Raw genomic sequence first — 23,413 nt, 5'->3', positions numbered from 1 at the left:
GACTAGCCGCCGTATCTTGCCGGTCGATTCGTAGAATATGCAATCAGTAGATTCATTAAATGAGCCGGCATCTACCGCCGCCCCAGCCTCGGGGCTGCTTGTGCGGTTGGCTTTACGCTTTGGGGTGGGGGTAGGGGCCGTATGCGGCCTCTGGATGCTCATTTTGCAACTGACTGGCAATAATGCATTTGGGCCTAAGCAAATGCTTGCGCAGCTACTAGTGCCGCTGGCAGTAGTCGGTAGCCAGTGGCTGCTGCGGCGGCAGTCGGCCCCCAGTAAGCCCGGACTGGGCCGGGCAATGGCCGTGGGCGGGCTGACGGCGTTGCTGGCGGCGCTCATCTCGGCGGCGAGTGTGGTGGGGCTGGCCAGTGGTGTGGGCGAAACCGTTCTGGCCCGGCACCGGGCCGAAGCGCTGGAGATAGTGCAGATGCAACATGCCGAAATACCCAAGGAAAAGCACAATGCTACGCTGGAAAAGCAGCAGCTGCAGAAAGTAGCTAATCTGACGGTCAGCGATATGGCCGTTGGAAATTTCTCACTTGTGTTGTTATTTGGCCTTTTACTCGCTTTTCCGGGCGGAATATACTTTCGGGAATAGCGTATTTTCCAACCTGTTTACTCGTTTTATGATGGAACCAACTAATACAGTAGTAGTTACGCCTTCGGCGATAGGAATACGCTACGGCCTGCTGACAGGCCTTGTGAGTATTATTATTTCCTTCGGCCTGTATGCGCTACATCTGGAGCAAAATAGTTATCTGCGCTTCATTACCAGTGTGGTGCTGATTGTGGGCATTGTGCTGGCGCAGCGCGAATACAAGCAGCTTAACGGAGGCTTTATGAGCTACGGGGAGGGCCTTATTATTGGGGCGTTGGTTTCGGTAGTGGTGGGCGTGCTGAGTGCAGCGTTCGTGTATGTGTATACCACTTTTATTGACCCGGAGACGATGACGCGGGCAATGGACAAAGCACGGGCTGATATGGAAGCTAAGGGTACGATGTCAGATGCGCAGATTGACCAGGCAATGGCGTTATCCTCAAAATTCACCAGTGGCCCAATACTGCTTGTTTTTGTAATATTAGGTACCCTTTTCATGGGTTTTCTCGTGAGCCTGATAGCTTCCGCATTCGTTAAAAATCCGAAGCCTGAGTTTGAATAAACTAACTGCCAGCTTTCCGGTGGAACTGTCCATCGTCATTCCGTTGCTCAACGAAGCGGAGTCTTTACCCGAGCTGACGCGCTGGATTCAGCGGGTGCTCACGGCGCGGGGACTTTCGTACGAAGTGATTTTGATTGACGATGGCTCGACCGACGACTCATGGCTGGTAATTGAGGCGCTGGCGGGCCAGGATATGGCCCTGCGCGGCATTCGTTTCAACCGCAACTACGGCAAGTCGGCGGCGCTCAACGTGGGCTTCGAGGCGGCGCGGGGCCGGGTTGTGTTCACAATGGATGCCGACCTGCAGGACTCGCCCGAGGAGCTGCCGGAGCTATACCGCATGATAATCGAAGACGATTATGACTTGGTAAGTGGCTGGAAGCAGAAGCGCTATGACCCGCTGTCGAAAACTATTCCGACTAAGCTCTTTAATGGGGCGACGCGGGCGATTTCGGGCATTCAACTGCACGATTTCAACTGCGGCCTCAAGGCCTACGACCAGCGCGTGGTGAAGGCTATTGAGGTGTATGGCGAGATGCACCGCTACATTCCGGTCATTGCCAAGTGGAACGGGTTCAAGAAGATAGGCGAGAAAGTGGTGCAGCACCAGGAGCGCAAGTACGGCGTCACCAAATTTGGGCTGGAGCGCTTTATCTACGGCTTCCTGGACTTGGCCAGCATCACGTTCGTAGGCAAGTTTCGGCGGCGGCCCATGCACTTCTTTGGCACGCTGGGCACGCTGTCATTCTTCTTCGGCACAGTATTGACCTTGTGGCTGGTGGGTGAGAAAGCGTGGCTGGCCTGGCATAATCTCCGCGCCCGCGACGTGACGGACCAACCACTGTTTTTCCTGGCCCTGGTGGCCGTGATTGTGGGCATGCAGCTGTTTTTGGCAGGTTTCCTGGGCGAACTGGTGCAGCTCAATGGGCCGAAGCGCAACGACTACCTGGTGCGGGAAAAACTGCGATGAACGTCGTCATCATTGGCCCCGCCTACCCCCTGCGCGGCGGCCTGGCCACCTACAACGAGCGGTTGGCGCGGGCCTTTCGGGCGGCGGGCGACGAGGTGCGGATTGTCACCTTCTCGCTGCAATACCCCGGCTTTCTGTTTCCGGGCCAGACGCAGTTTAGCACCGAAGCCGGGCCGACGGACCTGGATATTGAGGTGAGTATCAATTCGGTGAACCCGCTCTCGTGGATGGGGGTAGGGCGGCGATTGCGGCGGGCGCGGCCCGATTTGGTGGTGTTTCGGTTCTGGCTGCCGTTTATGGGGCCGGCGCTGGGCACGGTGGCGCGGCTGGCACGCGGCAACGGTCACACGCGCATCGTGGCCATCACCGACAATGTGATTCCGCACGAAAAAGGGCCTGGCGACGGCCCGTTGACGCGCTACTTTCTGCGCGCCTGCGACGGCTTCGTAACCATGAGCCGCGCCGTGCTGGCCGATTTGCAAAAGCTGGGTTTCCGTGACAAACCAGCGCTCTACCGGCCACATCCGCTTTACGACAACTTTGGGCCGGCCAAGCCGAAGGCCGACGCGTTGGTGGCGCTGGGACTAGCGCCTCAGTTTCGCTACGTGCTGTTCTTTGGCTTCATCCGCGCTTATAAAGGGCTGGATATCTTACTCGAAGCAATGTCCGACGCGCGGGTGGCGGCCCTGCCGGTGAAGCTGCTCATCGCAGGCGAGTTTTATGAAGACGCCGCGCCTTATGAGGCATTAATTAAAAAATACACTCTCGAAAATCGACTGGTACGCGCCACTGATTTCATTCCGAATGAAAAAGTAGCTGATTATTTCAGCGCCGCCGACCTGGTTGTTCAGCCTTACAAAAACGCCACCCAAAGCGGCGTGTCGCAGGTGGCGTACCATTTTGGCAGGCCCATGCTGGTTACCGACGTGGGTGGGCTGGCTGAGTTGATTCCATCTGGCGTGGTAGGCTACGTGGTGCCGCCTACCCCCCTCGCCATCGCCGACGCGCTGGTGGATTTTTACGCGAATGACCGGGAGGAAACCTTCGCGGCCGGCGTGCGGGCGGAAGCCAAAAAATTCTCGTGGGAAGTGATGGTGGCGGCGCTCAAAGAGGTAGCCGGGCTATGAGCCAGCGCCCGCCCGTGCCCGAACCCGACCGGCGGTGGCCCGTGTGGCAAGTCTTAGCCGATATGTATCTCGACACCGAATTGCAGCCCAACGAGCTGCGGCACACGGCCGAGGTTTGCGTAGTCAGTGGATTCACTTGGCTCGAAATCAAGCAGATAAACTATGACGAAGTGGCCCCGGCGCTGTGGGTCAACCTGCACGACGTAGCGGGCGTGTGGGGCTATTGGGACCCGGAGTGGCTGCGGGCGCGCCTCACGGCCAGCTACACCGGCACCCGCCACCGAATGCTGGGTTCTGAAAGCCTGTGGCGGCGACGGGTTAATTTTTATACCAGAGATTATCTAGTTAAAATCGAAGCGTATTTTCGGGAGCTAAGCCAACCGGCCGTCTAAAGCCTGCCCTGCGCGGGAAGCGGCACGCTTTCCATTACCGCCTCGAATACCTTTTCGGCGGGCAGGTCTTCCATGCAGCTGGTGCCGAGGCGGCAGGTGCCGCGGTAGAAGCACACGCATTGCTTGTTGGGCTGCACAATCTGGCCCCGGCCGTAGAGGTCAAATTCGTGCGGGTTAAAGATGTTATTCATCAAAATAGTGGGCTTGCGCAATGCGATGCTAATGTGCATGCCCATCGTCACCTGCGTCACGATGCCCTGCATCTGGTTCATCAGGTTGATGAACTGGGGTAGGGGGAAGGTGCCGGGGTAGGCCGCGCCGGTGGCGGCTTGCAGCTCCAGGTTGCGCGGGTGTTCGGCCTCGCCGCCCAGCAGCACGGGCGCGTAGCCGGCGGCTTGCAGCTTGGTAATCAATTCAATCCACTTCCCGGTGCTCCAGAGGCGGGTGGTCCAGCGGTCGCCGCAGCCAGTGTTGAGGCCAATGCGCGGGCCGGCGCTGGCGGGGGGTAGGGCGCGCCAGTCGTAGCCTTTATCGTCGTGGGTATCAAACACATACTCCTCACCCTGGAAGTCGAAGCCGCAGAGCTCGAAGATTTCCCGCACGTAGGGCTTGGTATTGCCGATGCTGAGCTGGTCGAAGACGCCGGTGAGGTACTTGTGGTCGGCGAGGTCATTCACGGGCCAGGGCACGCCGTCGTACTCGCGCAGGGTATAGCCGAATTTCTGCTCGGCCCGCACGTGGAGCAGCAGCGCGGCGGCCTCTTTCTCCTTGTCGAGGTTAATGGCGATGTCGAAGCGCCGGGCCTGCAAATGCAGCGCGCTGGCGTAGTCAAACTTCAGAATCTCCTCAATCTGGCCCTGCGGCAAAATGGCCGGCGTGAGCGTGAGCCAAGTAATGTAGCAGCCCGAATGCTCCTGTCGCAGCCGCCGCAACAGCGGCGTGGTGCGGATAACATCGCCGATTGCCCCGAGCTTAATGAGCAAAATGCGCTTCGTAACGGGCTCATACACTGGGCAGTCGCCGCACGTGTAGCCGTGTTCCTTGTTGGGCCGGCAGGGTAGGTCACCGCGAAAAAAACGGCAGTCGGGATGAACGGGGATATCGTGCAGGAACTGGGACACTAGGCAGATAATAAGGACAAGCCGCAAAAATAGCCGGCCCCGGCCATCTCTCCCGTTCAAGCAGGGGAAACAACCAAGGCCGGCGGGCAATTAGCAGTTTGTTTTCAGAGTGGGGTAGCCACCCAAAGGAGTAGAGTGAGAATCGATAGGCGGCGGAGAATAATGTGAGTTAAAGAAAAACCTATGCCACGCAAGTGGCAGGCCGGGCTAAGAGCCACGGTAAAATAGAGCTTTAAAGCCTGAAATAGCCAGGTTTTGCCTGCGAAGGCCGGCTAATATTTGGAGTTGATGCTAGCAAAGGTCACCTACATGGTGCTGGTGGGCAATACTTAAAAGTAGGTATTTTTTGGTTATTTAATTGGATTCCCGTTGTGAAGACAGTGTGGCAGAATACGCCAGCCTGAGCGGGCAAGGGGGGGGTAGGGAATGCCTTAAATCAAATCGAAAACCCGGGCGTATTGGCTGAGCTCGAATGCCGATTCGGCTTGGAGCTTGCGGCGCAGGTTGCGGCGGTGGGTTTCGGCGGTTTTGGGGGATATAAATAGCTGCGTGGCGATTTCGGGGGCCGACTGGCCTAGGACCGAGCGCCGCAATACCTCGCGCTCGCGGCTGGTGAGCGTCGCGAAGCGGCCGTGGTTGGCTCGTAGAAAATGACTTTCGTCGAGCATCCGCTGCAAATTCACCTTAAGGGCCAAATGCTCCTGCGGCGCGACGGGGCACGCCATGCAAATGAGCAGCAGTGGCAGCCCGTCGGGGCCGCGCAGCAGCAGGCGCAACGAGCTAAAATACCAGCTCCAGTCGGTGCTTTGGGTGGTGCGCACCTGCTGAAAAAACGAGATAACCAGGTCGGGTTCGTTGCGGTTGAGCAGCTCCCAGATGCGCGGCACGTAATGCACGGATTCTTCGGCATTGAAAAAGCGCGAATGGTAGGCCGCGCCTAGTGCGCGCAGCGCCGGCAGTGAGATTTGCAGCAGGCCCAGGCCACGGGCCGACATGTACTCCACGCCTTGCGTGCGGCTGTTGAGCACGATTACTATCCCCGGATACAGGTCGGCCGTGGCGGCCACCTCGCGAATTTTGTTGGCTATCAGGTTTGCATCAATCATACCCACCAAGCCGCGCGCAGGTCCTCGCCCGGCGCAGTAGCTGGCGCTAAGTACCGAATAATAAACGAGATAACAAGGTGGCTCAGCGGCCTACGTAGCTGGCGGGCGTGAGGGCGCGCAGCTCGGCTTTCACGCTTTCGGGCACGTCCAGCTCTTCCACGAAGCCCGCGATGGTGGCGGCCGAAATAGCCGTGCCGGTGCGCGTGAGCTGCTTGAGGGCGTTGTAGGGGTCGGGGTAGTTTTCGCGGCGCAGGATAGTTTGGATGGGCTCGGCCAGCACGGCCCAGTTGGCGTCGAGGTCACGGGCCAGGGCGCTTTCATCCAAAGCCAGCTTGCCGAGGCCGCGCGCAATGGCGCTGAGCGCGATGAGCAGATGGCCCAGCGGCACACCCAGGTTGCGTAGCACCGTGGAATCGGTGAGGTCGCGCTGGAGCCGCGAGATGGGCAGCTTGGCCGCGAAGTGTTCCAGCAGTGCGTTGGCCACGCCCAGGTTGCCCTCGGCATTCTCAAAATCAATCGGGTTCACCTTGTGCGGCATGGCTGACGAGCCCACTTCGCCGGCCTTGAGCGTCTGCTTGAAATAGCCCAGCGAGATATACTGCCACACGTCGCGGCACAGGTCCAGCAAGATGGTATTCAGGCGCTTCCAGCCATCGCAGAAGGCCGCCAGGTTGTCGTAGGGCTCAATCTGGGTGGTCGGGAAGGTGCGGTGCAGGCCCAGCGTATCGTTCACAAAGCGCTCAGCGAAGGCATGCCAGTCGAGGTGGGGGTAGGCGGCAAAGTGCGCGTTGAAGCCGCCCGTCGCGCCGCCAAACTTAGCCGCGTAGGGCACTTGGCCGAGCAGCGCCAGCTGGCCATCGAGCCGCGCCACGAATACTTCCAGCTCCTTACCCAGGCGGGTAGGCGAAGCGGGCTGGCCGTGGGTGCGCGCCAGCATGGGCACTGCCGCCCAGCCGGCGGCCAGCTCGGCCAGCTGCGCCTTCACCTGCTTGAAGCGGGGTAGCAGCACATCGGTCATGGCCTCTTTCAGGCTGAGCGGAATGGCGGTGTTGTTGACATCCTGCGAAGTCAGGCCGAAGTGAATAAACTCCAAAAAATCAGTCAGGTTCAGCTTCTTAAACTCGTCGCGCAGGTAATATTCCACGGCTTTGACGTCGTGGTTGGTGATGGCTTCGTGGGTTTTAATGGCCTGGGCCTCCGCTTCGCCAAACTGCTCATACAGGCCGCGCAGAGCCGGAAATGCGCTGGCCGGCACGGCCACTAGCTGGGGCAGCGGCAATTCGCAGAGGGCAATAAAGTACTCCACTTCGACCCGCACGCGGTAGCGCATGAGTGCCAGCTCCGAAAAATACGGGCCGAGGGGAGCCGTTTGGCGCTGGTAGCGGCCGTCGAGCGGCGAAAGGGCAGTGAGCATGGGGTAGGGACGCGGGAACTGGGTTTGCGGACGCAAAACTAGCTGCCAGGGCGACGCAAGCCGGCTAAACCGGCACCCGTGGGCGGCGGCCAGCCAGGCGGCGGCCAGTAAAAACCCGCTCTTAAAAACCAAAAACCCGAAACTGGAAACCGCCAACCCGGTAACTTTGCGGGTATGCGCGTATCCGCTCTTGCTAAAAAACGACTTATTTATTCCCTGGCTGGCCTGCTGGCGCTGCTTTTGCTGGCGCTCGGCGTGTTTCTCTGGAAGCGCCAGCAACTGCTGAATTACGCGCTGGGACAGGTCAAAACCAAAGTAGAGGCCAAGTATCCGGTGACGCTGACGCTCGGCCCGGCCCATTTTACGGCGCTGAAAACCGTCGAAATCGCGGGCATGAGCTTGGTGCCGACGGCCGCGGCCGGCCCCGTGGCGGCCGGCGACACGCTGCTCACGGCGCGCCGCCTGCAAGTCAGCCTCAGCCTGCGCTCGCTCTTTGCCGGGCGGCCGGTATTCAGCGAATTGCAGATTGACGGGGCGCGCCTCACGGCCCACAAAGACGCCAGGGGCGCGACCAACTTTGCTTTTCTACTGAAAAAGCAGGGTGCTACCCCCGTGGTGCGGCGCGATACGGCGCAGGGCCGCAACTACGGCCTGCTGCTCAACCAGGTGCTCGATGCGGGCTTCGGTAACGTGCCGGGCGAGGCCGATTTCCGGCAGTTTGTGGTCAGCTACACCAGCCCCCACCACCGGGTGCAGCTAAACATGCCGCGCCTCAGCATCGAAGGGGGCGAGGTGCAGGGCCAGCTCACGGCTAATGTCGATTCGGTGGTGAATGAGCTGGGGGTAGAAGGCACCATCGCGCCCGGCGACTACGCCCTGAACCTGAAGCTGTTCGGCGTAAAAAGCTCGGTGCAGGTGCCCTACGTGGCGCGGCGGTTCGGGGCGCTGGTGTCGTTCGACACCATTCGGGTGCAGCTGACGGGTAAGGATTTCGTGGCCGATAAGCGGACCGACGGGCAGCTCACGGTGCGCGGCTCGGTGGCGGCCCGCAACTTCAGCTTTTTCCACAAGCGCCTGGCCTCGGAAGATATCGTGGTGCATCGCGGGCAGCTTGACTTCGTGGCCACGCTGGGCCGCGGCACGGTGTCGCTCGACCCCGGCACGCGGGCGGTGCTCAATCAATTGGTTTTTCACCCCGAAATCGCGGTGCGCCTCAAGCCCCGACTGGCGGTGAAGCTCAAAATTGACTCGGACCCCACCGCCACCAACGCCTTTTTTAATTCGCTGCCCGAGGGCATGTTCGACGTGGTGGCCGGCACGGCCGGCACCGGCACGCTGACCTACCACCTCAAGGCCGACGTGGACCTGGCGCGGGTCGATAGCCTGCACCTGGAATCGAGCTTGCTGCCCAGCAAAGGCTTTACTATCAAGCACTTCGGGGCCGAAGACCTGAGTATGCTGGAGCGCGAGTTCCCATTCACCGCCTACAACGACAAGGGCGATTCGCTGCGTACGTTCCTGGTGGGGCCGAGCAACCCCGATTTTACGCCCTACGCCGACGTATCGGCCTACATGCCGGCCGTGATTCAGACCACCGAGGACCCGCAGTTTTTTCGGCACCACGGCTTCATGGAAAAAGCCTTTGTGAACGCGGCCATCGAGGACATTAAGGAGAAGCGCTTTGCCCGCGGCGGCAGCACGCTGAGCATGCAGTTGGTGAAAAACGTGTTTCTGAGCCGCGAGAAGACCGTGAGCCGCAAGGCCGAGGAAATGCTGATGGTGTGGCTCATCGAAAACTGGCTGGTGACGCGCACCCACACCCTCACCAAAGAGCGGATGTTCGAAATATATCTCAACATCGTGGAGTGGGGCCCCACCGCCTACCGCTGGCCCAGCGGCAAGCGCGGCGTATATGGCATCCGCGAGGCGGCGCTGTTTTACTACGCCAAGCGGCCCAGCGAGCTCAACTTGGGCGAGTGCATCTACCTGGCCAGCATTATTCCGAAGCCCAAATACTACAAGCAGTCGTTCAACCAATACGGCGAGCTGCGCGGCACCACACGCTGGTATTTCCACTTCATTGCGGACATTATGCAGAATAAAGGCCTCATTACCAATAGTCAGCGCGACAACCTGAACTACTCGGTGAGCCTGAAGGGCCCGGCCAACAAGTACATCGTGACGGCCGTGCGCGACACCACGCGCACCGTGCAGCCCGGCGACACCGCCCAGTTTACGCCCCTCAACCTCATCGACCTGCTCAACACCGGCGCGCAGGCGACTCCGGCTGCCGTGCCCGCCAGCCCCGCCGCCCCTTCACCCACCCCTCGCTAGTAGCCTGGGCCAAACTTATTGGGCCGGCTTTTGGTTATCAGCCGCTTACTCACCTTTTATTAATGCCTCTTCTATGAAACCCGTTTTCTTCGCCCTGGCCGCCGCCGCCACGCTCGGCCTGGCCTTCACCAGCCCGCGCCCTACCCCCATGCACCCCACCGAAGCCACCGCCGCCCCCGGCACCGTGTACGACTACACCGTGAAGACTATCGACGGTAAAGACGTGAAGCTGAGCAAGTACAAGGGCAAGAAAATCCTGATTGTGAATACCGCCTCGAAGTGCGGTTTCACTCCGCAGTACAAGGAGCTGGAAGAATTGTCGAAGAAATACGGCAACAAAGTGACCGTGCTCGGCTTCCCCAGCAACAGCTTCAACCAGGAGCTGGCTTCGAATGCCGAAGTTGCTTCGTTTTGCGAGAAGAACTACGGCGTGACCTTCCCGCTTTTCTCCACCGCCCCGGTGAAGGGCGACGATGCCCAGCCACTCTATAAGTTTCTGGCCGACAAGGCCAAGAACGGGGCCGTGAGCGAGGCACCCACCTGGAATTTTTGCAAGTATCTGGTTGATGAAAACGGCCACGTAGTAGCCTTCTACCCCTCCAAAGTCAAGCCCACCGACCCCGAGCTGGTGTCGGCCATCACGAAGTAGGCCTTTTGCCATTTATCGCAAAAAAGAACGTCATGCTGAGCTTGTCGAAGCATCTCTACCGCGTAACTAGCCTCAAACGTTGAGGTTACTTGCGCGGTAGAGATGCTTCGACAGGCTCAGCAGGACGTTCTTTTTTAGCTAACAATCAGTCCATTAACCCCATGTCGCCCTGGATTTCCGCGTTTCGTCCCCGCACCCTACCCCTCGCTTTGGCCAGCATCCTCACGGGTGGCTTTTTGGCGAAGGCGACCGGGCATTTTAATGGCCCGGTGGTGGCGCTGGCGGCCGTGACGACCATTCTACTCCAGATACTTAGCAACCTGGCCAACGACTACGGCGACTCTATGAACGGGGCCGACAGCGTGCATCGGCAGGGGCCATTGCGGGCGGTGCAGAGCGGGGCCATCACGCCGGTGCAGATGAAGCGCGCCATGTGGGGCTTCGGGGCGGCGGCGTTCGTGAGCGGACTACTGCTGCTGCTGGTGGCGCTGGGCGTGGCGGGCGCGTGGGTGCTGCTGGCGTTTCTGGTGCTGGGCCTGGCGGCTATCTGGGCGGCCGTGAACTACACGGCGGGCAGCAATCCCTACGGCTACGCGGGGCTGGGCGACGTGTCGGTGTTCCTGTTTTTCGGCATTGTGGGCGTGTGCGGCACGTACTTTCTGCAAGCTTACTCGCACGAGCATACGCTGGCCCACGCGCTGCCCTTCAACGTGCTGCTGCCCGCCGCCGCGCTGGGCTGTTTTGCCACGGCGGTGCTGAATGTCAACAACATCCGCGATATCGTGTCGGACAAGCTGGCCGGTAAAATTACGGTGCCGGTGCGGCTGGGGCCGCGCCACGCCCGGCGCTACCACTGGCTGCTGCTGCTGCTGGGGGTAGGCGCGGCGGTGCTCTACGTGGCGTTCACTTATGCCAATTCGCCCTCGCCTTGGCGGTGGCTGTTCGTGCTGGCCCTGCCGCTGTTCGCCTTCAACGGCTACCAGGTGTGGGCGCGTCAGGATTCGCAGCGGCTCGACCCCCTGTTGAAGCAGATGGCCCTGAGCACGCTCGTGTTCACGGTGCTGTTTGGGCTGGGGCAGATTTTGTAATCGCAGACTTTGTTGATTGCCCTGATGACGCAGATTCTGACGGGGCGACTGGTCCTCTTGAAATAAGGCCGTTTCCAGCTAAATGTATGAGCGGTGACAGGCCAGCGGGCAGCTCTCTTTTGCCTTCCTGAAAGTAGAACCTATCGCCGCTTCGGGGCCATCCTGTCTTACCCATTACTCTTACAGGCTGCCGCTTGCCTTTTTGTTCAGGGCCGGCACGGGCACGATTAAATCCCGGAGCCAGGTGGGGCGGGCACGAGGGGCTTTGGCCAGCTGGGCGCGCCACTCCTCATCGGTGAGGCGGGTGTTGTTGATGAACTCATAGTAGCTGAAAATGGCACCCCGCATGAGCACGGGCGTGCCGTTGATATCGACCACCACGTAGAGCGCATCGACCGCGCCGACTGCCTCTTCGAGCACGTCCCCATTGAAGGCATACACGTCGGCCACGGCCCCGAGGTGGCGCTCGCGGGCAGGCAGTGGGTCGCCAGGATTGAGCTTGAGGGTGCGTAAAGTGAGCTGTTCGACCTGGCCGCCGATGCTAACGAGGTCGTTCATCTCATTGGTGGTGAGGGGTTGGTGGGCTACTTCTTTTTGGGCTAGGTCGTGCAGGTTGGTTACCAGGCGGCGGAGGTCGGCATTGAGGCTGTCGAGGTGAGGCGTGTTGGCGTGCAGGCGGTGCAGGGCCTGTTCCTGGAAGGCCAGCAGGGCCAGGGCGCGTTCCCAGAAGGGCAGGTTGGGTTCGACGTAGCCGAGGTGATGGGGGGGCGGGGGGCCGCCGCCGCCGCCGCCCATTTCGGCCCCGGTGGGCTGCTCGGTGTAGAGCAGCAGGTCGTGCTTCAGTTCGGCCCAGCCGCCGAGGGCGGTGCTGAGGTTGCGGCGCTGCCAGGCGGGCGTACGGGCAAAATAGGGTGGGTTGGCATCGGGGTTGGGCGCGTTCAGGCCCAGCAGCACCTGCATGGTTTTGGTGTAGATATTCTGGTCCCAGTTTTTATAATTGGCAAACTGCCGCTGCACCACGCGTAGGGTGTCGGGGTAAGCGGGCCAGCGGGCGGCTTCCTTGTAGTGGTTCAGCAAAATGTCCTGGGCGGTGCGGTTGCCAAAGGCAGCAAATATGTCGAGGCCCTTCGGGAAGGGGCGGGGCGGCTCGGCTTTGGGGGTTGGGCGCAGCACGTTGGTGAGGCGCGATAATATTTCGCCGTCGAACGTGTAGCGGCCGGCCGTGAACAGCAGTGTGGGCCGGGCCAGCGCCGCAATGGCCAGGGCGGTTGCTCCTTTGGCCCGGATGCGGTCGGTGCCGGCGGCCACCAGCGTGCGGTGCAGGCTGGCCAGGGTGGCGGGGGTAGCGAGTTGGTCGAGGGTTTGGCCGGCGTAGTCGGTTTTGAGAATGCGCAGCAAATTGGTGAGCGAGCGGTTGTCCTCGTCGCCCACCAGCACATCGAGCACCTGGGTAAGATTCTGGAAGCCCTTGGTGGCCTCGGGGCTGGCGGCCAGCGCCTGGGCCAGGGCCACGGCGTGCAGCAGCCCGGCATCGGAATCCAGAAAAACGGGTGCCGTATTCAGCCACTTCACGGCCCGGAAATAGCGCCGGGTAGTGTCGTTGCGGGTGTACATTCCGCGGGGTTTCAACTGGCCATACTGGTAAAGGGAATCCTGCAAAAAGAGGGAGCCTTTGCCAGTGGCCTCGGTGGCGTCGGCCACCTCATTGGCCACCGCGCCGACGTAGGCGCCGGCCACGGGGGCGGCGCTGCCCGTGAGCAGGTTGCGGCCGATGGCATAGTAAGCAGCGGCCCATTCGGCGGCGTCGCGGGCCTGGGGATTTTGGCAGCGGGTGGCCTGAGCCTGGGCCTGGGTGCTGCCCTGGCGCAGCATCTGGGCCACCACGGGCGCAAGGCGCTGCTCCTCCACATCACTCAAAATGCCATTCAAATACTTATGCAGCAGTTGCAGCACGAGGTCGGTAGTGACGAAATTGGGCGTGTACACGTACTCGTTCTGGTCGTAGAGGTAGAATAGCTGTTCCTCCTTGGTGGGCACGATGGCGAAATTATTCCGCGCCAGGGCGGCCCGCCAGGCCGGCGTGAGCGCAAATTCACGGTAGTTCACCACGTAGTCCACCCCAATCATGGGGAAGCCGGCCTGCGGGGTCACGCGGGTTTTGAGCAGGGCCAATTCCTGGCTATGAATGCGCTGGGCAAAGGCGGCTTCCTGCTTATTGAGGTCCACCGGCAGCGGGCCGGCCGCGAACAGCAGTGCGCCGTTGGCCCACACGGAGTCTTCGTGCCACACGGGCCGGTACCATTTTTTCTGGTCGAAAACCTGCCGTACGGTGCTGTTCATGAAGCAGTAGCCGTTGCGGGCGTACAGCTCGTTGCGCAGCAGCAGCAAATCGAGATACGACTTGCCGGCCAGGCTTTGGTTGAAATCGAAGGGCGGTAGCGGGGCGTGGTGCGTCACCTCCTCGCTGGCCCCACCTTCATTGAGCATATCGGTGCTCGGCGGCCCATAAAATTCTTTAATGTCGGGCCGCTGGTAGAGCCGGGCGAGCGCGGTTTTGTCGTCGGTGAGGCGCACGGCCACAACTTCGCCAAAGCCGTTGTCGTGCTGGGTATCGGAAAAATGGCCAGGCGCGGCGGCGGTAGTAGCGGTGGTAGAGATGGTAGCCAGCGGGGCCGGCGCGGCCCGCTGCCGCCAGTAGTATATTCCAAAAACAGCCAGAATCAGCGCCAGGGCACCCAGGACTAGGAGTAGAGGTTTGCGATTCATTAGGAAAAGAATTCTTTTTTTGAAAAAGCCCGCTAACTACCAAGCCTGCGACCGCACAAACGTCCGGTAGGCCGCCGCCCGGCCCAGCCGCCGCGCCACAAACTTATCGAGTACCAGCCCAAAGCCCTGCCAGTAATACTGCCCTATGCAATAGCTGCTGTCCGGCTCTTGCTCAATGGTTTGCACGAAGGTGCGGCCCTGCTCCCGGATGGCTTTAAAATAAACGATGTTGAATAGTAGCTGCGAGCCGCGCCAGCGGGGCCGCCACCGCCCGGCACTATCGAGGGCGTACACGAACAAGCGCCGCCGCACCACGCTATCGAGCGGCGTGCGCTTCACGGGCCCGATGAGTACGTCGGGCTGCCCGTCGTTGTCCACGTCGCCCAGCGTCAGCCGGTATATCGGGAAGCCCAGCGGCAGGCGGTCCACCTCGCCATCAGTCTGGGCCAGCAACTGGTACTGCCGCCAGTGGGGCAGGTAGCGCAGGCGCACGGCCGAGCGGCGGCCGGCCGGGCCACGCCATACCAGATGCGGCACGAGGTAGGCGGGTAGTGAGTCGGCCGCCGTGGCCGGCGCGGTGGCGTGCAGGAGCCAGGTAGTGGCTTGCGGGTCGGGGAGTTGCGTGCTGCCATCGGCCGGAAGCAGGCGCAGCGCAAGTGCCTGGCGGGCAGCGGCAGCGGCCGCCCGCGGCACCGCGCCGACCAGTTGTAAAGGCCGGATGGTAGTAGCCGCTACCCGCCCGCCCGCCAAGTCGAAATCGACCTGCGCCGCCAGCGCCGTATTGCCGCCGTGCTGGTCAAACAGAAAATTACCCAGGCTGTAGATAATGGGCCGGCCCCGGTAGAACTCCACCGGCTGCACCACGTGCGGGTGCGCCCCCACCACGGCCGCCGCGCCCGCATCGATGAGGTCGTGCGCCAGTTGCCGCTGCCCGGCGTCGGGCCGCGCCGCATACTCGGTGCCCCAGTGCAGATACACCAGCACCGCCCGCTCCGGGAATAGTGTTTTGTACGTCGCCAGCCGCTCGCAGAGCGTCGCCGCGTCGCGCCCGCACACGCAGCCCTCACCGGGTATTCTTTGCGTTAAAGCCGAATAAGCAAACACGGCCACGCTGCTATCCGGCCCCAGCACGGTGGGCAGGCAGCCGGCCAGCGAATCGGGCTGGTAGCCCAGCGCTCCCAGCCGGGCGGCCCGCAGCGCCCGCGCTGTGCCGCGCAAGCCGGGCAAATGCTGGTCGAGAGTGTGGTTATTCGCCAGCGAAACGTGCGTAAAACCCAGGCTTCGCAGCCAGCCCGCCCAGCGCGGGTTACCCCGAAAAACAATCGGTTTGCGCACCGGCCGGGCGGTATCGGTAAACGGGCATTCCAAATTACCCACCACGTAGCGGCTGCCGGCCCACAGCGCCCGCGTGGTGCGGCGCAGGGCGGCGCTGTCGCGGGCCAGGGCAGCGGGCACGGCGCGGGCCAGCAACACGTCGCCCACAAAGCTTACGCGCAGCGGCGGGGGGGTAGGGCGGCAGCTTACTACTAAAAGAAGCAGGTATTTGGAGGGAAAAAGGAGGAATTGACTCCAGGTTATTTTGTTGAAATCCCTCATCCCGAATTCCTTACCTCCCTAAAAGTCCGCATCCAGCCCCAGCCGCTGCTTCATTTCCTGCAAGGCCGGATACTTTTCGGCCAGGTAGGCAAACTTGTCATTCGAGGTGTAGAGCTTGCGGCCGGTGGGCGCGGCGGTGGTCACCTCGGTTTGCACCGTGAGGCCGGGGTGGCCGGTGCGCCGCCGCAGCTCGGCCATAAACTCGGCCCGAAAGTCGTTGAACTGCACCACCTGCACCGGATTGTCCACAATAAGGGTAATAACGTGGCCCGCGTCAGCCGCCACGGCGCGGTTCAGCACCATATAGTCGCTCATCTTTTCCTGGGCGCGGCGCTCGTCGGCCAGCTGCTGCCACACGGCTTGCAGCAGCTCGGGCGCGATGGGCGGCAGCGGGCCGGTCGGGGCGGCTGGTTCCTGGGTTCTGGTTTCTGGTTTCTGAGCTGGGGCAACCGGGGCAGTGGGCGCGCTCACGTCGCGCAGGCCAGGCAGGCGACTAGCGAGGCTGGGTAGCTTGGGGAGGGTAGGGACCGGGGCGGGGCGGGCGACGGCCGGCTCGGCCACGAGGCCGGGCGGCACGTCGGTGGGCCGGTGATTGGGCTCCAGACCCTGCATGCTGGGTCGGCCGGTTTCCACGTGCGGCAACGTGTCGCGCACCTGGTGGCGCTCGGTCACGGGTGCCGCGGCTTCGGGCTCAATGCTGGGGGTAGGGTGCAATTCCCGCACGCCGTTTTCGACGGGTAGCGGCTCGGGACCGTCGGCGGGAGCGTTGGTTTCGGGCTCCGCAACGGGTGTGGCGGGTGGCGCAGCTTGGGCGGGCAGGGGGGGGGTAGGAGCCGCCGCTAAGCTGCTAGTTTTTTTTTTAGCCTCGCCGTTAGCTGGCGCTGACCTTTGGTTGCCGGCCGGGGTGAGGTCGCGCACAAACTGCACGGCCCCATTGAGATACGCCAGCTTCATGAGCGCCAGCTCCACGTGCAGGCGCTGGTTTTTGGCCTGCTTGAACTCGCGGTCGCACTGGCTCATCAGGTTCAGGGCCGAGAGCAGAAAGGGCAGCGGCGCGGCCTGGGCCTGGCGCACGTACTGCTGCCGAATGCCCTCCGACACCTCCAGCAGCTGCACCGTCACGGGGTCTTTGCACACCAGCAGCCCGCGCAGGTGCTCGGCCGTGCCCACTACAAAGTTATGTAAATCAAACCCTTGCTGCATCACCGAATCGAGCAGCAGCAGCGCAGCCGACAGGTTTTCGCCCAGCAGCGCCTCCACCAGCCGGAAATAATAGTCATAATCCAGAATGTGCAGGTTCTGCACTACTTCCTTGTACGTCAGGTTGTTGCCAGCAAACGTTACCTGCTGGTCAAACATCGAGAGCGCGTCGCGCAGGCCGCCGTCGGCCTTTTGGGCCAGCAGGTGCAGCGCGTCGTCGTCGGCCGTTACGTGCTCGCTGTTAGCTACATAGCGCAAATGCCCCCTTATGTCCTCGACCTTAATACGATTAAAGTCAAAAATCTGGCAGCGCGACAGGATGGTGGGGATAATCTTGTGGCGCTCGGTGGTGGCCAGGATAAAAATTGCGTAGCTCGGCGGTTCTTCCAGCGTCTTCAAAAAGGCGTTGAAGGCCGCGTTCGAGAGCATGTGCACCTCGTCAATAATATAAATCTTGAACCGACCTTGCTGCGGCGCGTAGCGCACCTGCTCCACCAGCGAGCGAATGTCCTCCACCGAGTTATTCGACGCCGCGTCCAGCTCGTGCACGTTGAAGGAGGCGTTTTCCTGAAACGCTACGCACGACGTACACACGCCGCAGGCTTCCGCCTCGGGCGTGAGGTTGGTGCAGTTAATGGTTTTGGCCAGGATGCGGGCACACGTAGTTTTGCCCACGCCCCGCGGCCCGCAAAACAGAAACGCCTGCGCTAAGTGCTGGCTCTGAATGGCGTTTTGCAGGGTGGTAGTGACGTGCTGCTGCCCCACCACGCTCCGAAACGTGGCCGGACGGTACTTGCGGGCCGAAACAACAAAATTTTCCATAGTCGATACTGTACAAAGATACCTGCCGGCCCAGGCATCTGCCCGGCTAGCCCCTGCCGGAGCCCTCAAGCTTTTGGCGGAAAAGCCACCAGCCTAACAACTTTGCGGCCCGGAGAATTTCAGTTTTTTATTTCGCCCTACCCCCCTCATACCCGGCCACCTACGCCGCATCTGCCACTGGCCCGGCGAGGCGACGTAGCAGCGCCACCAACGTCCGCGGCGAAAGGAAAAGCAGCGGCGGCCGGATTTCTTATCCATTGTTAACGCTCAGCTACCAAAGCCCTTACGACCTTTGCTTAACCCATTCCCCAGCCCATGAAAGCCGCAGTTTTGCACCAGTATGGCGAAGCGCCCAAGTACGGCGAGTTTCCCGCCCCCGTAGCGCAGCAGCCCGACCAACTCCTCGTAACTATCACCGCCGCCGCCATCAAAAACCTGGACAAGGGCAAAGCTAGCGGGGCGCATTACTCCAGCGGGGGCCGCCTGGCCCAGCCCGAGGTAGTGGGCGTCGATGGGGTCGGCACCCTCGCCGACGGCACCCGCATCTACGCCTTTGGCCTCACCGGCATGCTGGCCGAGCAGGGGCTGGCCGATAAAAACCGGCTGGTAAAGCTGCCGGCCAACCTCGACGATGTGACCGCCGCCGCCCTGCCCAACGCCATTTTTGGCTCGGCGGCGGCCCTGCGCTTCCGGGCCAATGTGCAGCCCGGTGAAACCGTGCTCATCAACGGGGCCACCGGCGTCACGGGCCAGCTGGCCGTGCAGCTCGCCCGGCACTACGGGGCCCGCCACATCATGGCCACCGGCCGCAACCCCGAGCTACTGCAAAAGCTGCGCGCCCAGGGCGTAGAAACGGTTTCCCTGCAACAATCTGACGAAGAAGTACTTGCCCAGCTGCGGGAAATGCACGTCCGCACGCCCATCGACGTGGTTATTGACTACTTGTGGGGCCGGCCGGCCGAACTCATTCTGCAGGTTTTGCAAGGCCGCGGCGGCACCACGCACCGGGTGCGCTTCGTCACCGTAGGAGGTATGGCGGACGATACCATCCGGCTTTCGTCGGGCACCCTGCGCAGCTCCGACATCACCTTGCTGGGCTCGGGCCTGGGCAGCGTGTCGGAGGCTGATATGCAAAGAATGTTTGCCGACGAGATGCCCGGCCTGTTGCAGCTGGCCGCCGACGGGCACCTGACCATCGACACGGTTACGGCCCCCCTGCACGATATCGAAGCCGCCTGGACCCGCGCTGTTGACAGCGGCACCCGGCTGGTTATCGTTATGTAGCCCAGCCAGCAGCTGCCGGAACCAAAGCCGGTGGCCGAACATTTAGGGGGTAGGGCGCGTATCTTTGTGTCCTGCTCCTTCGGGAGCAGACTCGTTCTTTCTAAAAATGGGGATGACCGGAATTGACAGCTTGCGCAAGTCGCGGGTAAGCGTGCCGGGAGTTGATGGAAGCTCTCCCGCCAAAAAATCTATCAAACAACAACTGGCGACTATTCGTACGCCATGGCTGCCTAGTTCAGAACTAAGCACTGCCATCGTTCCGCTCGGGTAAGTTTTTACACCTGGGAGCACGGAGCGTCGTAAGTAGAAACTAGCCGCCGAAGAGCCGTGATTCGGCGGCGAAACCCAACTGCGGATAAGGGAATTTCAAGGGCCTGATGTGCGCCTGGAATTCTTCGAAAATCCAAGCATAGATACGCACGTAGAAAGCACGTTGGCTTCCTTGTCTGGACCAGGGTTCGAATCCCTGCATCTCCACCCCTCCCATTTAATAGCCCCGTCGGACTTTGTCTGGCGGGGCTTTTTGCGTCTCAGCCAACAGATTTTATGCCTGGGCCGATTTTTTTTAGCACGGCAGGGGAACGTAAAATCCAGCAAATCAGACTGGTGAGTGAGTACTCACTTTTATTATTCTTGTGACCCTGTTCTTTAGGTAGGAAAGTCGCTGAAAGTGTGTACATTTAAGTATGGAAACTCTCATCAAAACCATCGCGCACGCCTGGGACCTGAGCCCAGCGCAGTATTGGCACCTTCGCATTCTCGTTTCGCTGCTGCTAGCGCCGGTGCTTGGGGTATTATATGTGGTAATTTTCGACGGGTACAAATTCATCAAGAAGCCTAAATTTATCAGGGCACCCAGGCTTCAGCCGCACAGATAAGAAAAGCCCTCGTCGCTTGGTCAGCGTCTCACCTCAGCCGATGACGCTGCTGCGCTGTATTACCTAGGAATAAGCTATTTATCAGAAGGTTAGGGGTTGATTATGGACAGTATTTCTAACTGCTTAACCAGCGTCGGAATGGCTAGCCGGGCGGCAATGCCACCGGGGTGGTAAGCTCATGGAGCGGGAGCGGGTTGGCCCGGTTTGACGCATGGCCGAAGCAGCAAAATAAACGCGGCAGTGTTCGCAACTTTAGGGGGGTAGGGATACGTAAAAGCAGTATGAAAACTCCACAATCGTTTCCAGTGTATCTGCCGGCCGTTAACCGCCAGCTTGAGCACCAGGCGGGCCTGCCAAGTGGCAAGGGGCCGCTGCCCCGGTGGGGTATTAACAGTAGTGAGCAAGGGAAGGTCGCGGCCCCAAAGCAGCGGCTGGGAGAAGACTTTAACGACATAATTGTGTCCCGATAGCATTGGCTAGCCGTGAAACTAAAAACCCGCCCTGCTCTCGACTGAGCAGGGCGGGTTTTTAGTTTCACGGCTAGCAAAAAAGCCGGTTATTTGGTCAGCGTAAGCCTTCCTGACTGAATTAGCTGCAGGTCGAGTGGCTAACAGAAGGCGAAAGCAGGTTTTTTAGCGGCTGAGTGAGTAGTTATCACTCATTCCGGCCGTTATTGCCTGCCTATGAGCAATCTTCGGAAAACCGGCCTGTATCTCTTGCTGCTGTGGGGTAGCGCGCTGCTGGCCACCAGCTGCGGCCAGGCGCGGCGCGAGCAGCAGGCCGCTACCCGCCCGCCTTTTGAAGTGACGGAGGCCTCGATAGCCGACGTGCAGCGGGCACTGAAGCGCGGCGATTGCAACTGCGAGCAATTGGTGCAGGCCTACCAGGCACGCATTGCCGCTTACGACCAGCCTACCCACCTCAACGCCATTATAGTCACCAACCCGGCGGCGCTGGCCGAAGCTCGGCAGCTCGACGCCGAATACCGGCGCATCGGTAAGCTGCGCCCACTGCACTGCATTCCGCTGATTGTGAAGGATAACTACAATACGGCGGGCCTGCAAACGGCGGCTGGCTCGCTGGCGCTTAAAGGCTTTGCGCCGACTACCGATGCCACGATGGTGCGCGACCTGAAGGCGGCCGGGGCCATTGTGCTGGCCAAGTCGAACATGGCCGAATGGGCGTTTAGCCCGATGGTGACTATCAGCTCGCTGGCGGGCGAGACGCGCAATGCCTACAACCTGGCGCACGTGCCGGCGGGCTCCAGTGGCGGCACGGCGGCGGCGGTGGCGGCCAGCTTCGGCACGGCGGGCTTGGGCACCGACACCGGCAACTCGATTCGCGGGCCGTCGTCGCACAACGCGCTGGTGGGTTTTCGGCCCACGTTGGGGCTGCTGAGTCGGGCGGGCATCGTGCCGCTATACTTGCGCAACGACACCGGCGGCCCAATGGCGCGCTCGGTGGCCGATGCTACCCGCCTGCTCGAAGTGATGGCCACCGGCCCCGACCCCGCCGACCCGCTGACGGCCTACGGTGCCGGCAAGATTCCGGCAAAGGGCTACCAGCAGTTTTTGAACAAGGATGGGTTGCGCGGTGCCCGCATCGGCGTGCTGCGCACCCTGAGCGAGCGCAACCCCGACCCGCAGGTGAAGGCCCTTTTTGAGCAGGCCGTAGCCGATTTGCGCCGGGCCGGGGCCACGGTAGTCGATGTGGAGATTCCAAATTTTGCCCAGGTCAGCAAAGACCAGTGGGCCTCGGTTTTCAAGCACGACGTTAACCAGTACTTGGCCGCGCAAGGCCCGAATGCGCCGGTGCACAACATCGACCAGGTGCTAGCCTCGGGCAAGTACGCGGCCTACATCAAGGAAAATTTGCAGGATGAGCTGGCCCACGGCGTAGCGCCCAGCGCCAGCGTGGCCGGCCGGGGCGAGGCTTACACCGACCCGCGCCGCATCGCCTTTCGCAACGCGGTGACGGCCGTGATGGACGGCCAAAAACTTGGCGCGCTCGTGTACCCCACCTGGAATAATCCGCCCGCCAAAATCGGCGATTTCAAGGGCTATAAGGGGGATAACAGCCAGCTCATCGCGCCGCATACCGGCCAGCCGGCCTTCACGGTGCCGATGGGCTTCACCTACGACAATCTGCCCGCCGGCTTGCAGTTCCTGGGTCGCTCGTTTGATGAGCCTACCCTCATCACCTACGCCTACGCTTATGAGCAGGCCACGCACCACCGCCGCCCGCCGGCTCGCTTTCCGGCCCTACCCCTCAAAAAATAAAGGACAAGCAAGCTTATTTTGGCTCCGTCAGCTTCAGTAATTCCTCCAGATAAGTGCCCCAGATGGTGGGGTTGGAGTGCGTGCCGTGGCCGGTGGTGAGGTCCGTGATGGGCAGCAGGATGTAGCGACCCTGCGCCACTTTCTTGATTTCGGTGTCCATAATGCCCAGCTCGGGCGGGTTCACCTGGTCGTCGGCCGAGTTGATGGCGAACAGCGGGGCCTTGATGGCCGCCAGGTGCGGGGCCGGGTCGTAGTCGCGCGAGGCATCGAACTGGTAAATGAAGTCGTTGGCATCGAGCACTTTGTAGAGGTTGGCTTCGGTCTTGGCGAGCGCGGTTTCGGCCAGGGCGCGGGTGGGCGCCAGCTTCTGCATCTGCTTGGGGCTGCTGGTCATGAAAATCAGCGACGACGCGGCACCCGTGAGGCCCACTTTGGGCTCGGTGGTGTAGTTGCCACCCTGCCAGGCGGGGTCCATTTCTATCATGTCGATGGCCATTTTGCGTAGCATGCGGTTGCGGCCGGCAATCTCCACGGGCAGGCTGGCCAGGGGCAGCAGGGCATCCATGTAGTCGGGATATTTGTAGCCCCACACCCAGGTTTCCATGCCGCCCATCGAGGTGCCCATGATGAGGCGGGCGTGCGCTACCCCCAGCTTTTCGGTGAGCAGGCGGTAGTTGGCCACCACCATATCATCGTAAGTGTATTTCGGGAATTTCATCCGCAGGCCATTGCTGGGCTTGCTCGATTTGCCGTGGCCGATGGCGTCGGGCAGGATGACGTAGTACCTGGCCGCGTCCAGCGGCTGCCCCGGCCCAAATAAATGCCCGGCGAACAAGTCGCTCAAAAAGCTGGTGCCCGCGCCCGTGGTGCCGTGCATAATGAGCACCGCGTTTACTACCCGGCCGCTTTTGTCGCGGCGGGGCTGGCCCACGGTGGTATAGTGCTGGTTGAGCACCGGCAAAGTTTCGCCGCTCTCAAACCGAAAGTTGGCCAGCGCATAGTCGCCCCCGACGGGGGTAGGGTAGGCGGCCTGCGCCCGGCCGGCCAGTGGCGCGAGCAGCCAGCCGCTCAGCAGCAAAATTAATCGGAAAGCAGCCATACAGCAGGGCAGAGGGGGTAGGAAAAGCAAGCGCAAGTTGGCGACGAGAGCCCCGGAAGCAAGCAAACGCCTCCCCGCGGCCGGGAAGGCGTTTGCTTGCTTCTGGTTTGGAAAAGGAACAGGTTGGA

19 protein-coding genes and 1 other RNA gene are annotated in these 23,413 nt (G+C 61.3%); 13 read left to right on the top strand and 7 right to left on the bottom strand.

Annotated features, from left to right (window positions below; translation table 11 throughout):
* Positions 1–154 precede the first annotated feature (154 nt).
* The 5 genes from A0257_08495 to A0257_08475 are packed head-to-tail and all read left to right on the top strand — an operon-like array spanning position 155 to position 3,649.
* On the top strand, positions 155–598 hold the full coding sequence (locus tag A0257_08495) for a hypothetical protein (protein AMR27142.1): 444 nt from the start codon (positions 155–157) through the stop codon (positions 596–598).
* Positions 599–626: 28 nt separating this feature from the next.
* On the top strand, positions 627–1,160 hold the full coding sequence (locus tag A0257_08490; GenBank protein ID AMR27141.1) for a hypothetical protein: 534 nt from the start codon (positions 627–629) through the stop codon (positions 1,158–1,160).
* A gap of 19 nt (positions 1,161–1,179) precedes the next feature.
* Entirely contained in the window at positions 1,180–2,130 is a 951-nt protein-coding gene (locus A0257_08485) for a glycosyl transferase family 2 (GenBank protein ID AMR29681.1), read from the top strand.
* Positions 2,127–3,257, top strand: coding sequence for a glycosyl transferase family 1 (locus A0257_08480; GenBank protein AMR27140.1), 1,131 nt, complete (start codon positions 2,127–2,129; stop codon positions 3,255–3,257). The genes A0257_08485 and A0257_08480 overlap by 4 nt, the downstream gene beginning before the upstream one ends.
* The gene (locus tag A0257_08475; protein ID AMR27139.1) at positions 3,254–3,649 is read left to right on the top strand and encodes a hypothetical protein; all 396 of its coding nucleotides are present in this window, start codon (positions 3,254–3,256) and stop codon (positions 3,647–3,649) included. Before A0257_08480 ends, A0257_08475 begins: the two co-directional genes overlap by 4 nt.
* Here A0257_08475 and A0257_08470 read toward each other — a convergent pair.
* From A0257_08470 to A0257_08460, 3 genes are all read right to left on the bottom strand, one after another.
* On the bottom strand, positions 3,646–4,770 hold the full coding sequence (locus A0257_08470) for a hypothetical protein (GenBank protein ID AMR27138.1): 1,125 nt from the start codon (positions 4,768–4,770) through the stop codon (positions 3,646–3,648). The two genes, A0257_08475 and A0257_08470, sit on opposite strands and share 4 nt — an antisense overlap.
* A gap of 431 nt (positions 4,771–5,201) precedes the next feature.
* The gene (locus A0257_08465) at positions 5,202–5,876 is read right to left on the bottom strand and encodes a hypothetical protein (protein AMR27137.1); all 675 of its coding nucleotides are present in this window, start codon (positions 5,874–5,876) and stop codon (positions 5,202–5,204) included.
* Positions 5,877–5,958: 82 nt separating this feature from the next.
* Positions 5,959–7,290, bottom strand: a complete 1,332-nt coding sequence (locus tag A0257_08460; GenBank protein ID AMR29680.1) for an adenylosuccinate lyase — start codon at positions 7,288–7,290, stop codon at positions 5,959–5,961.
* A gap of 174 nt (positions 7,291–7,464) precedes the next feature.
* Here A0257_08460 and A0257_08455 point away from each other — a divergent pair, with 174 nt between their 5' ends.
* The 3 genes from A0257_08455 to A0257_08445 all read left to right on the top strand — a co-directional run bounded on the left by A0257_08455 (position 7,465) and on the right by A0257_08445 (position 11,361).
* On the top strand, positions 7,465–9,624 hold the full coding sequence (locus tag A0257_08455; GenBank protein AMR27136.1) for a hypothetical protein: 2,160 nt from the start codon (positions 7,465–7,467) through the stop codon (positions 9,622–9,624).
* Positions 9,625–9,772: 148 nt separating this feature from the next.
* Positions 9,773–10,273, top strand: a complete 501-nt coding sequence (locus tag A0257_08450; GenBank protein ID AMR29679.1) for a glutathione peroxidase — start codon at positions 9,773–9,775, stop codon at positions 10,271–10,273.
* A gap of 161 nt (positions 10,274–10,434) precedes the next feature.
* Entirely contained in the window at positions 10,435–11,361 is a 927-nt protein-coding gene (locus tag A0257_08445) for a 1,4-dihydroxy-2-naphthoate octaprenyltransferase (GenBank protein AMR27135.1), read from the top strand.
* Between the two features lie 180 nt (positions 11,362–11,541).
* Here the strand turns inward: A0257_08445 and A0257_08440 are convergent, their stop codons facing one another.
* From A0257_08440 to A0257_08430, 3 genes are read right to left on the bottom strand one after another with little or no spacing between them, the layout of a single operon-like run.
* A complete protein-coding gene (locus A0257_08440; GenBank protein AMR27134.1) occupies positions 11,542–14,127 on the bottom strand; it encodes a hypothetical protein in 2,586 nt (861 codons plus the stop codon).
* A 36-nt stretch (positions 14,128–14,163) separates the two neighbouring features.
* Positions 14,164–15,723: a hypothetical protein gene (locus A0257_08435; GenBank protein AMR27133.1), complete on the bottom strand. Its 1,560-nt coding sequence runs from the start codon at positions 15,721–15,723 to the stop codon at positions 14,164–14,166.
* A gap of 18 nt (positions 15,724–15,741) precedes the next feature.
* Positions 15,742–17,745 (bottom strand): DNA polymerase III subunit gamma/tau, encoded by a 2,004-nt coding sequence (locus A0257_08430; GenBank protein AMR27132.1) that lies wholly within the window; start codon positions 17,743–17,745, stop codon positions 15,742–15,744.
* 315 nt (positions 17,746–18,060) lie between these two features.
* Between A0257_08430 and A0257_08425 the strand changes: the two genes are divergently transcribed.
* From A0257_08425 to A0257_08405, 5 genes are all read left to right on the top strand, one after another.
* Complete coding sequence (locus A0257_08425) at positions 18,061–19,029, top strand: alcohol dehydrogenase (GenBank protein AMR27131.1); 969 nt, start codon at positions 18,061–18,063, stop codon at positions 19,027–19,029.
* Between the two features lie 108 nt (positions 19,030–19,137).
* Positions 19,138–19,509: a transfer-messenger RNA gene (gene ssrA, locus A0257_08420) on the top strand.
* A 206-nt stretch (positions 19,510–19,715) separates the two neighbouring features.
* Complete coding sequence (locus A0257_08415; GenBank protein AMR27130.1) at positions 19,716–19,907, top strand: hypothetical protein; 192 nt, start codon at positions 19,716–19,718, stop codon at positions 19,905–19,907.
* A gap of 281 nt (positions 19,908–20,188) precedes the next feature.
* Positions 20,189–20,377, top strand: a complete 189-nt coding sequence (locus A0257_08410; protein ID AMR27129.1) for a hypothetical protein — start codon at positions 20,189–20,191, stop codon at positions 20,375–20,377.
* 213 nt (positions 20,378–20,590) lie between these two features.
* Complete coding sequence (locus A0257_08405; GenBank protein AMR27128.1) at positions 20,591–22,186, top strand: amidase; 1,596 nt, start codon at positions 20,591–20,593, stop codon at positions 22,184–22,186.
* 13 nt (positions 22,187–22,199) lie between these two features.
* Here A0257_08405 and A0257_08400 read toward each other — a convergent pair whose 3' ends face one another.
* Entirely contained in the window at positions 22,200–23,285 is a 1,086-nt protein-coding gene (locus tag A0257_08400) for a hypothetical protein (protein ID AMR27127.1), read from the bottom strand.
* Positions 23,286–23,413 lie beyond the last annotated feature (128 nt).

The sequence above is a fragment of the Hymenobacter psoromatis genome, assembly GCA_001596155.1.
GTDB lineage: Bacteria > Bacteroidota > Bacteroidia > Cytophagales > Hymenobacteraceae > Hymenobacter.
The sequence above is the reverse complement of the archived record's forward strand: the minus strand, read 5'-3'. Positions and strand labels throughout refer to the sequence as shown.

Bases quoted from the DNA above. Each gene is read 5' to 3' on its own strand.
- A0257_08495 (AMR27142.1), top strand. From the start codon at position 155: ATGCTCATTTTGCAACTGACTGGCAATAATGCATTTGGGCCTAAGCAA.
- A0257_08490 (AMR27141.1), top strand. From the start codon at position 627: ATGATGGAACCAACTAATACAGTAGTAGTTACGCCTTCGGCGATAGGA.
- A0257_08480 (AMR27140.1), top strand. From the start codon at position 2,127: ATGAACGTCGTCATCATTGGCCCCGCCTACCCCCTGCGCGGCGGCCTG.
- A0257_08475 (AMR27139.1), top strand. From the start codon at position 3,254: ATGAGCCAGCGCCCGCCCGTGCCCGAACCCGACCGGCGGTGGCCCGTG.
- A0257_08465 (AMR27137.1), bottom strand. From the start codon at position 5,876: ATGATTGATGCAAACCTGATAGCCAACAAAATTCGCGAGGTGGCCGCC.
- A0257_08460 (AMR29680.1), bottom strand. From the start codon at position 7,290: ATGCTCACTGCCCTTTCGCCGCTCGACGGCCGCTACCAGCGCCAAACG.
- A0257_08455 (AMR27136.1), top strand. From the start codon at position 7,465: ATGCGCGTATCCGCTCTTGCTAAAAAACGACTTATTTATTCCCTGGCT.
- A0257_08450 (AMR29679.1), top strand. From the start codon at position 9,773: ATGCACCCCACCGAAGCCACCGCCGCCCCCGGCACCGTGTACGACTAC.
- A0257_08445 (AMR27135.1), top strand. From the start codon at position 10,435: ATGTCGCCCTGGATTTCCGCGTTTCGTCCCCGCACCCTACCCCTCGCT.
- A0257_08440 (AMR27134.1), bottom strand. From the start codon at position 14,127: ATGAATCGCAAACCTCTACTCCTAGTCCTGGGTGCCCTGGCGCTGATT.
- A0257_08435 (AMR27133.1), bottom strand. From the start codon at position 15,723: ATGAGGGATTTCAACAAAATAACCTGGAGTCAATTCCTCCTTTTTCCC.
- A0257_08430 (AMR27132.1), bottom strand. From the start codon at position 17,745: ATGGAAAATTTTGTTGTTTCGGCCCGCAAGTACCGTCCGGCCACGTTT.
- A0257_08425 (AMR27131.1), top strand. From the start codon at position 18,061: ATGAAAGCCGCAGTTTTGCACCAGTATGGCGAAGCGCCCAAGTACGGC.
- A0257_08415 (AMR27130.1), top strand. From the start codon at position 19,716: ATGGAAACTCTCATCAAAACCATCGCGCACGCCTGGGACCTGAGCCCA.
- A0257_08410 (AMR27129.1), top strand. From the start codon at position 20,189: ATGAAAACTCCACAATCGTTTCCAGTGTATCTGCCGGCCGTTAACCGC.
- A0257_08405 (AMR27128.1), top strand. From the start codon at position 20,591: ATGAGCAATCTTCGGAAAACCGGCCTGTATCTCTTGCTGCTGTGGGGT.
- A0257_08400 (AMR27127.1), bottom strand. From the start codon at position 23,285: ATGGCTGCTTTCCGATTAATTTTGCTGCTGAGCGGCTGGCTGCTCGCG.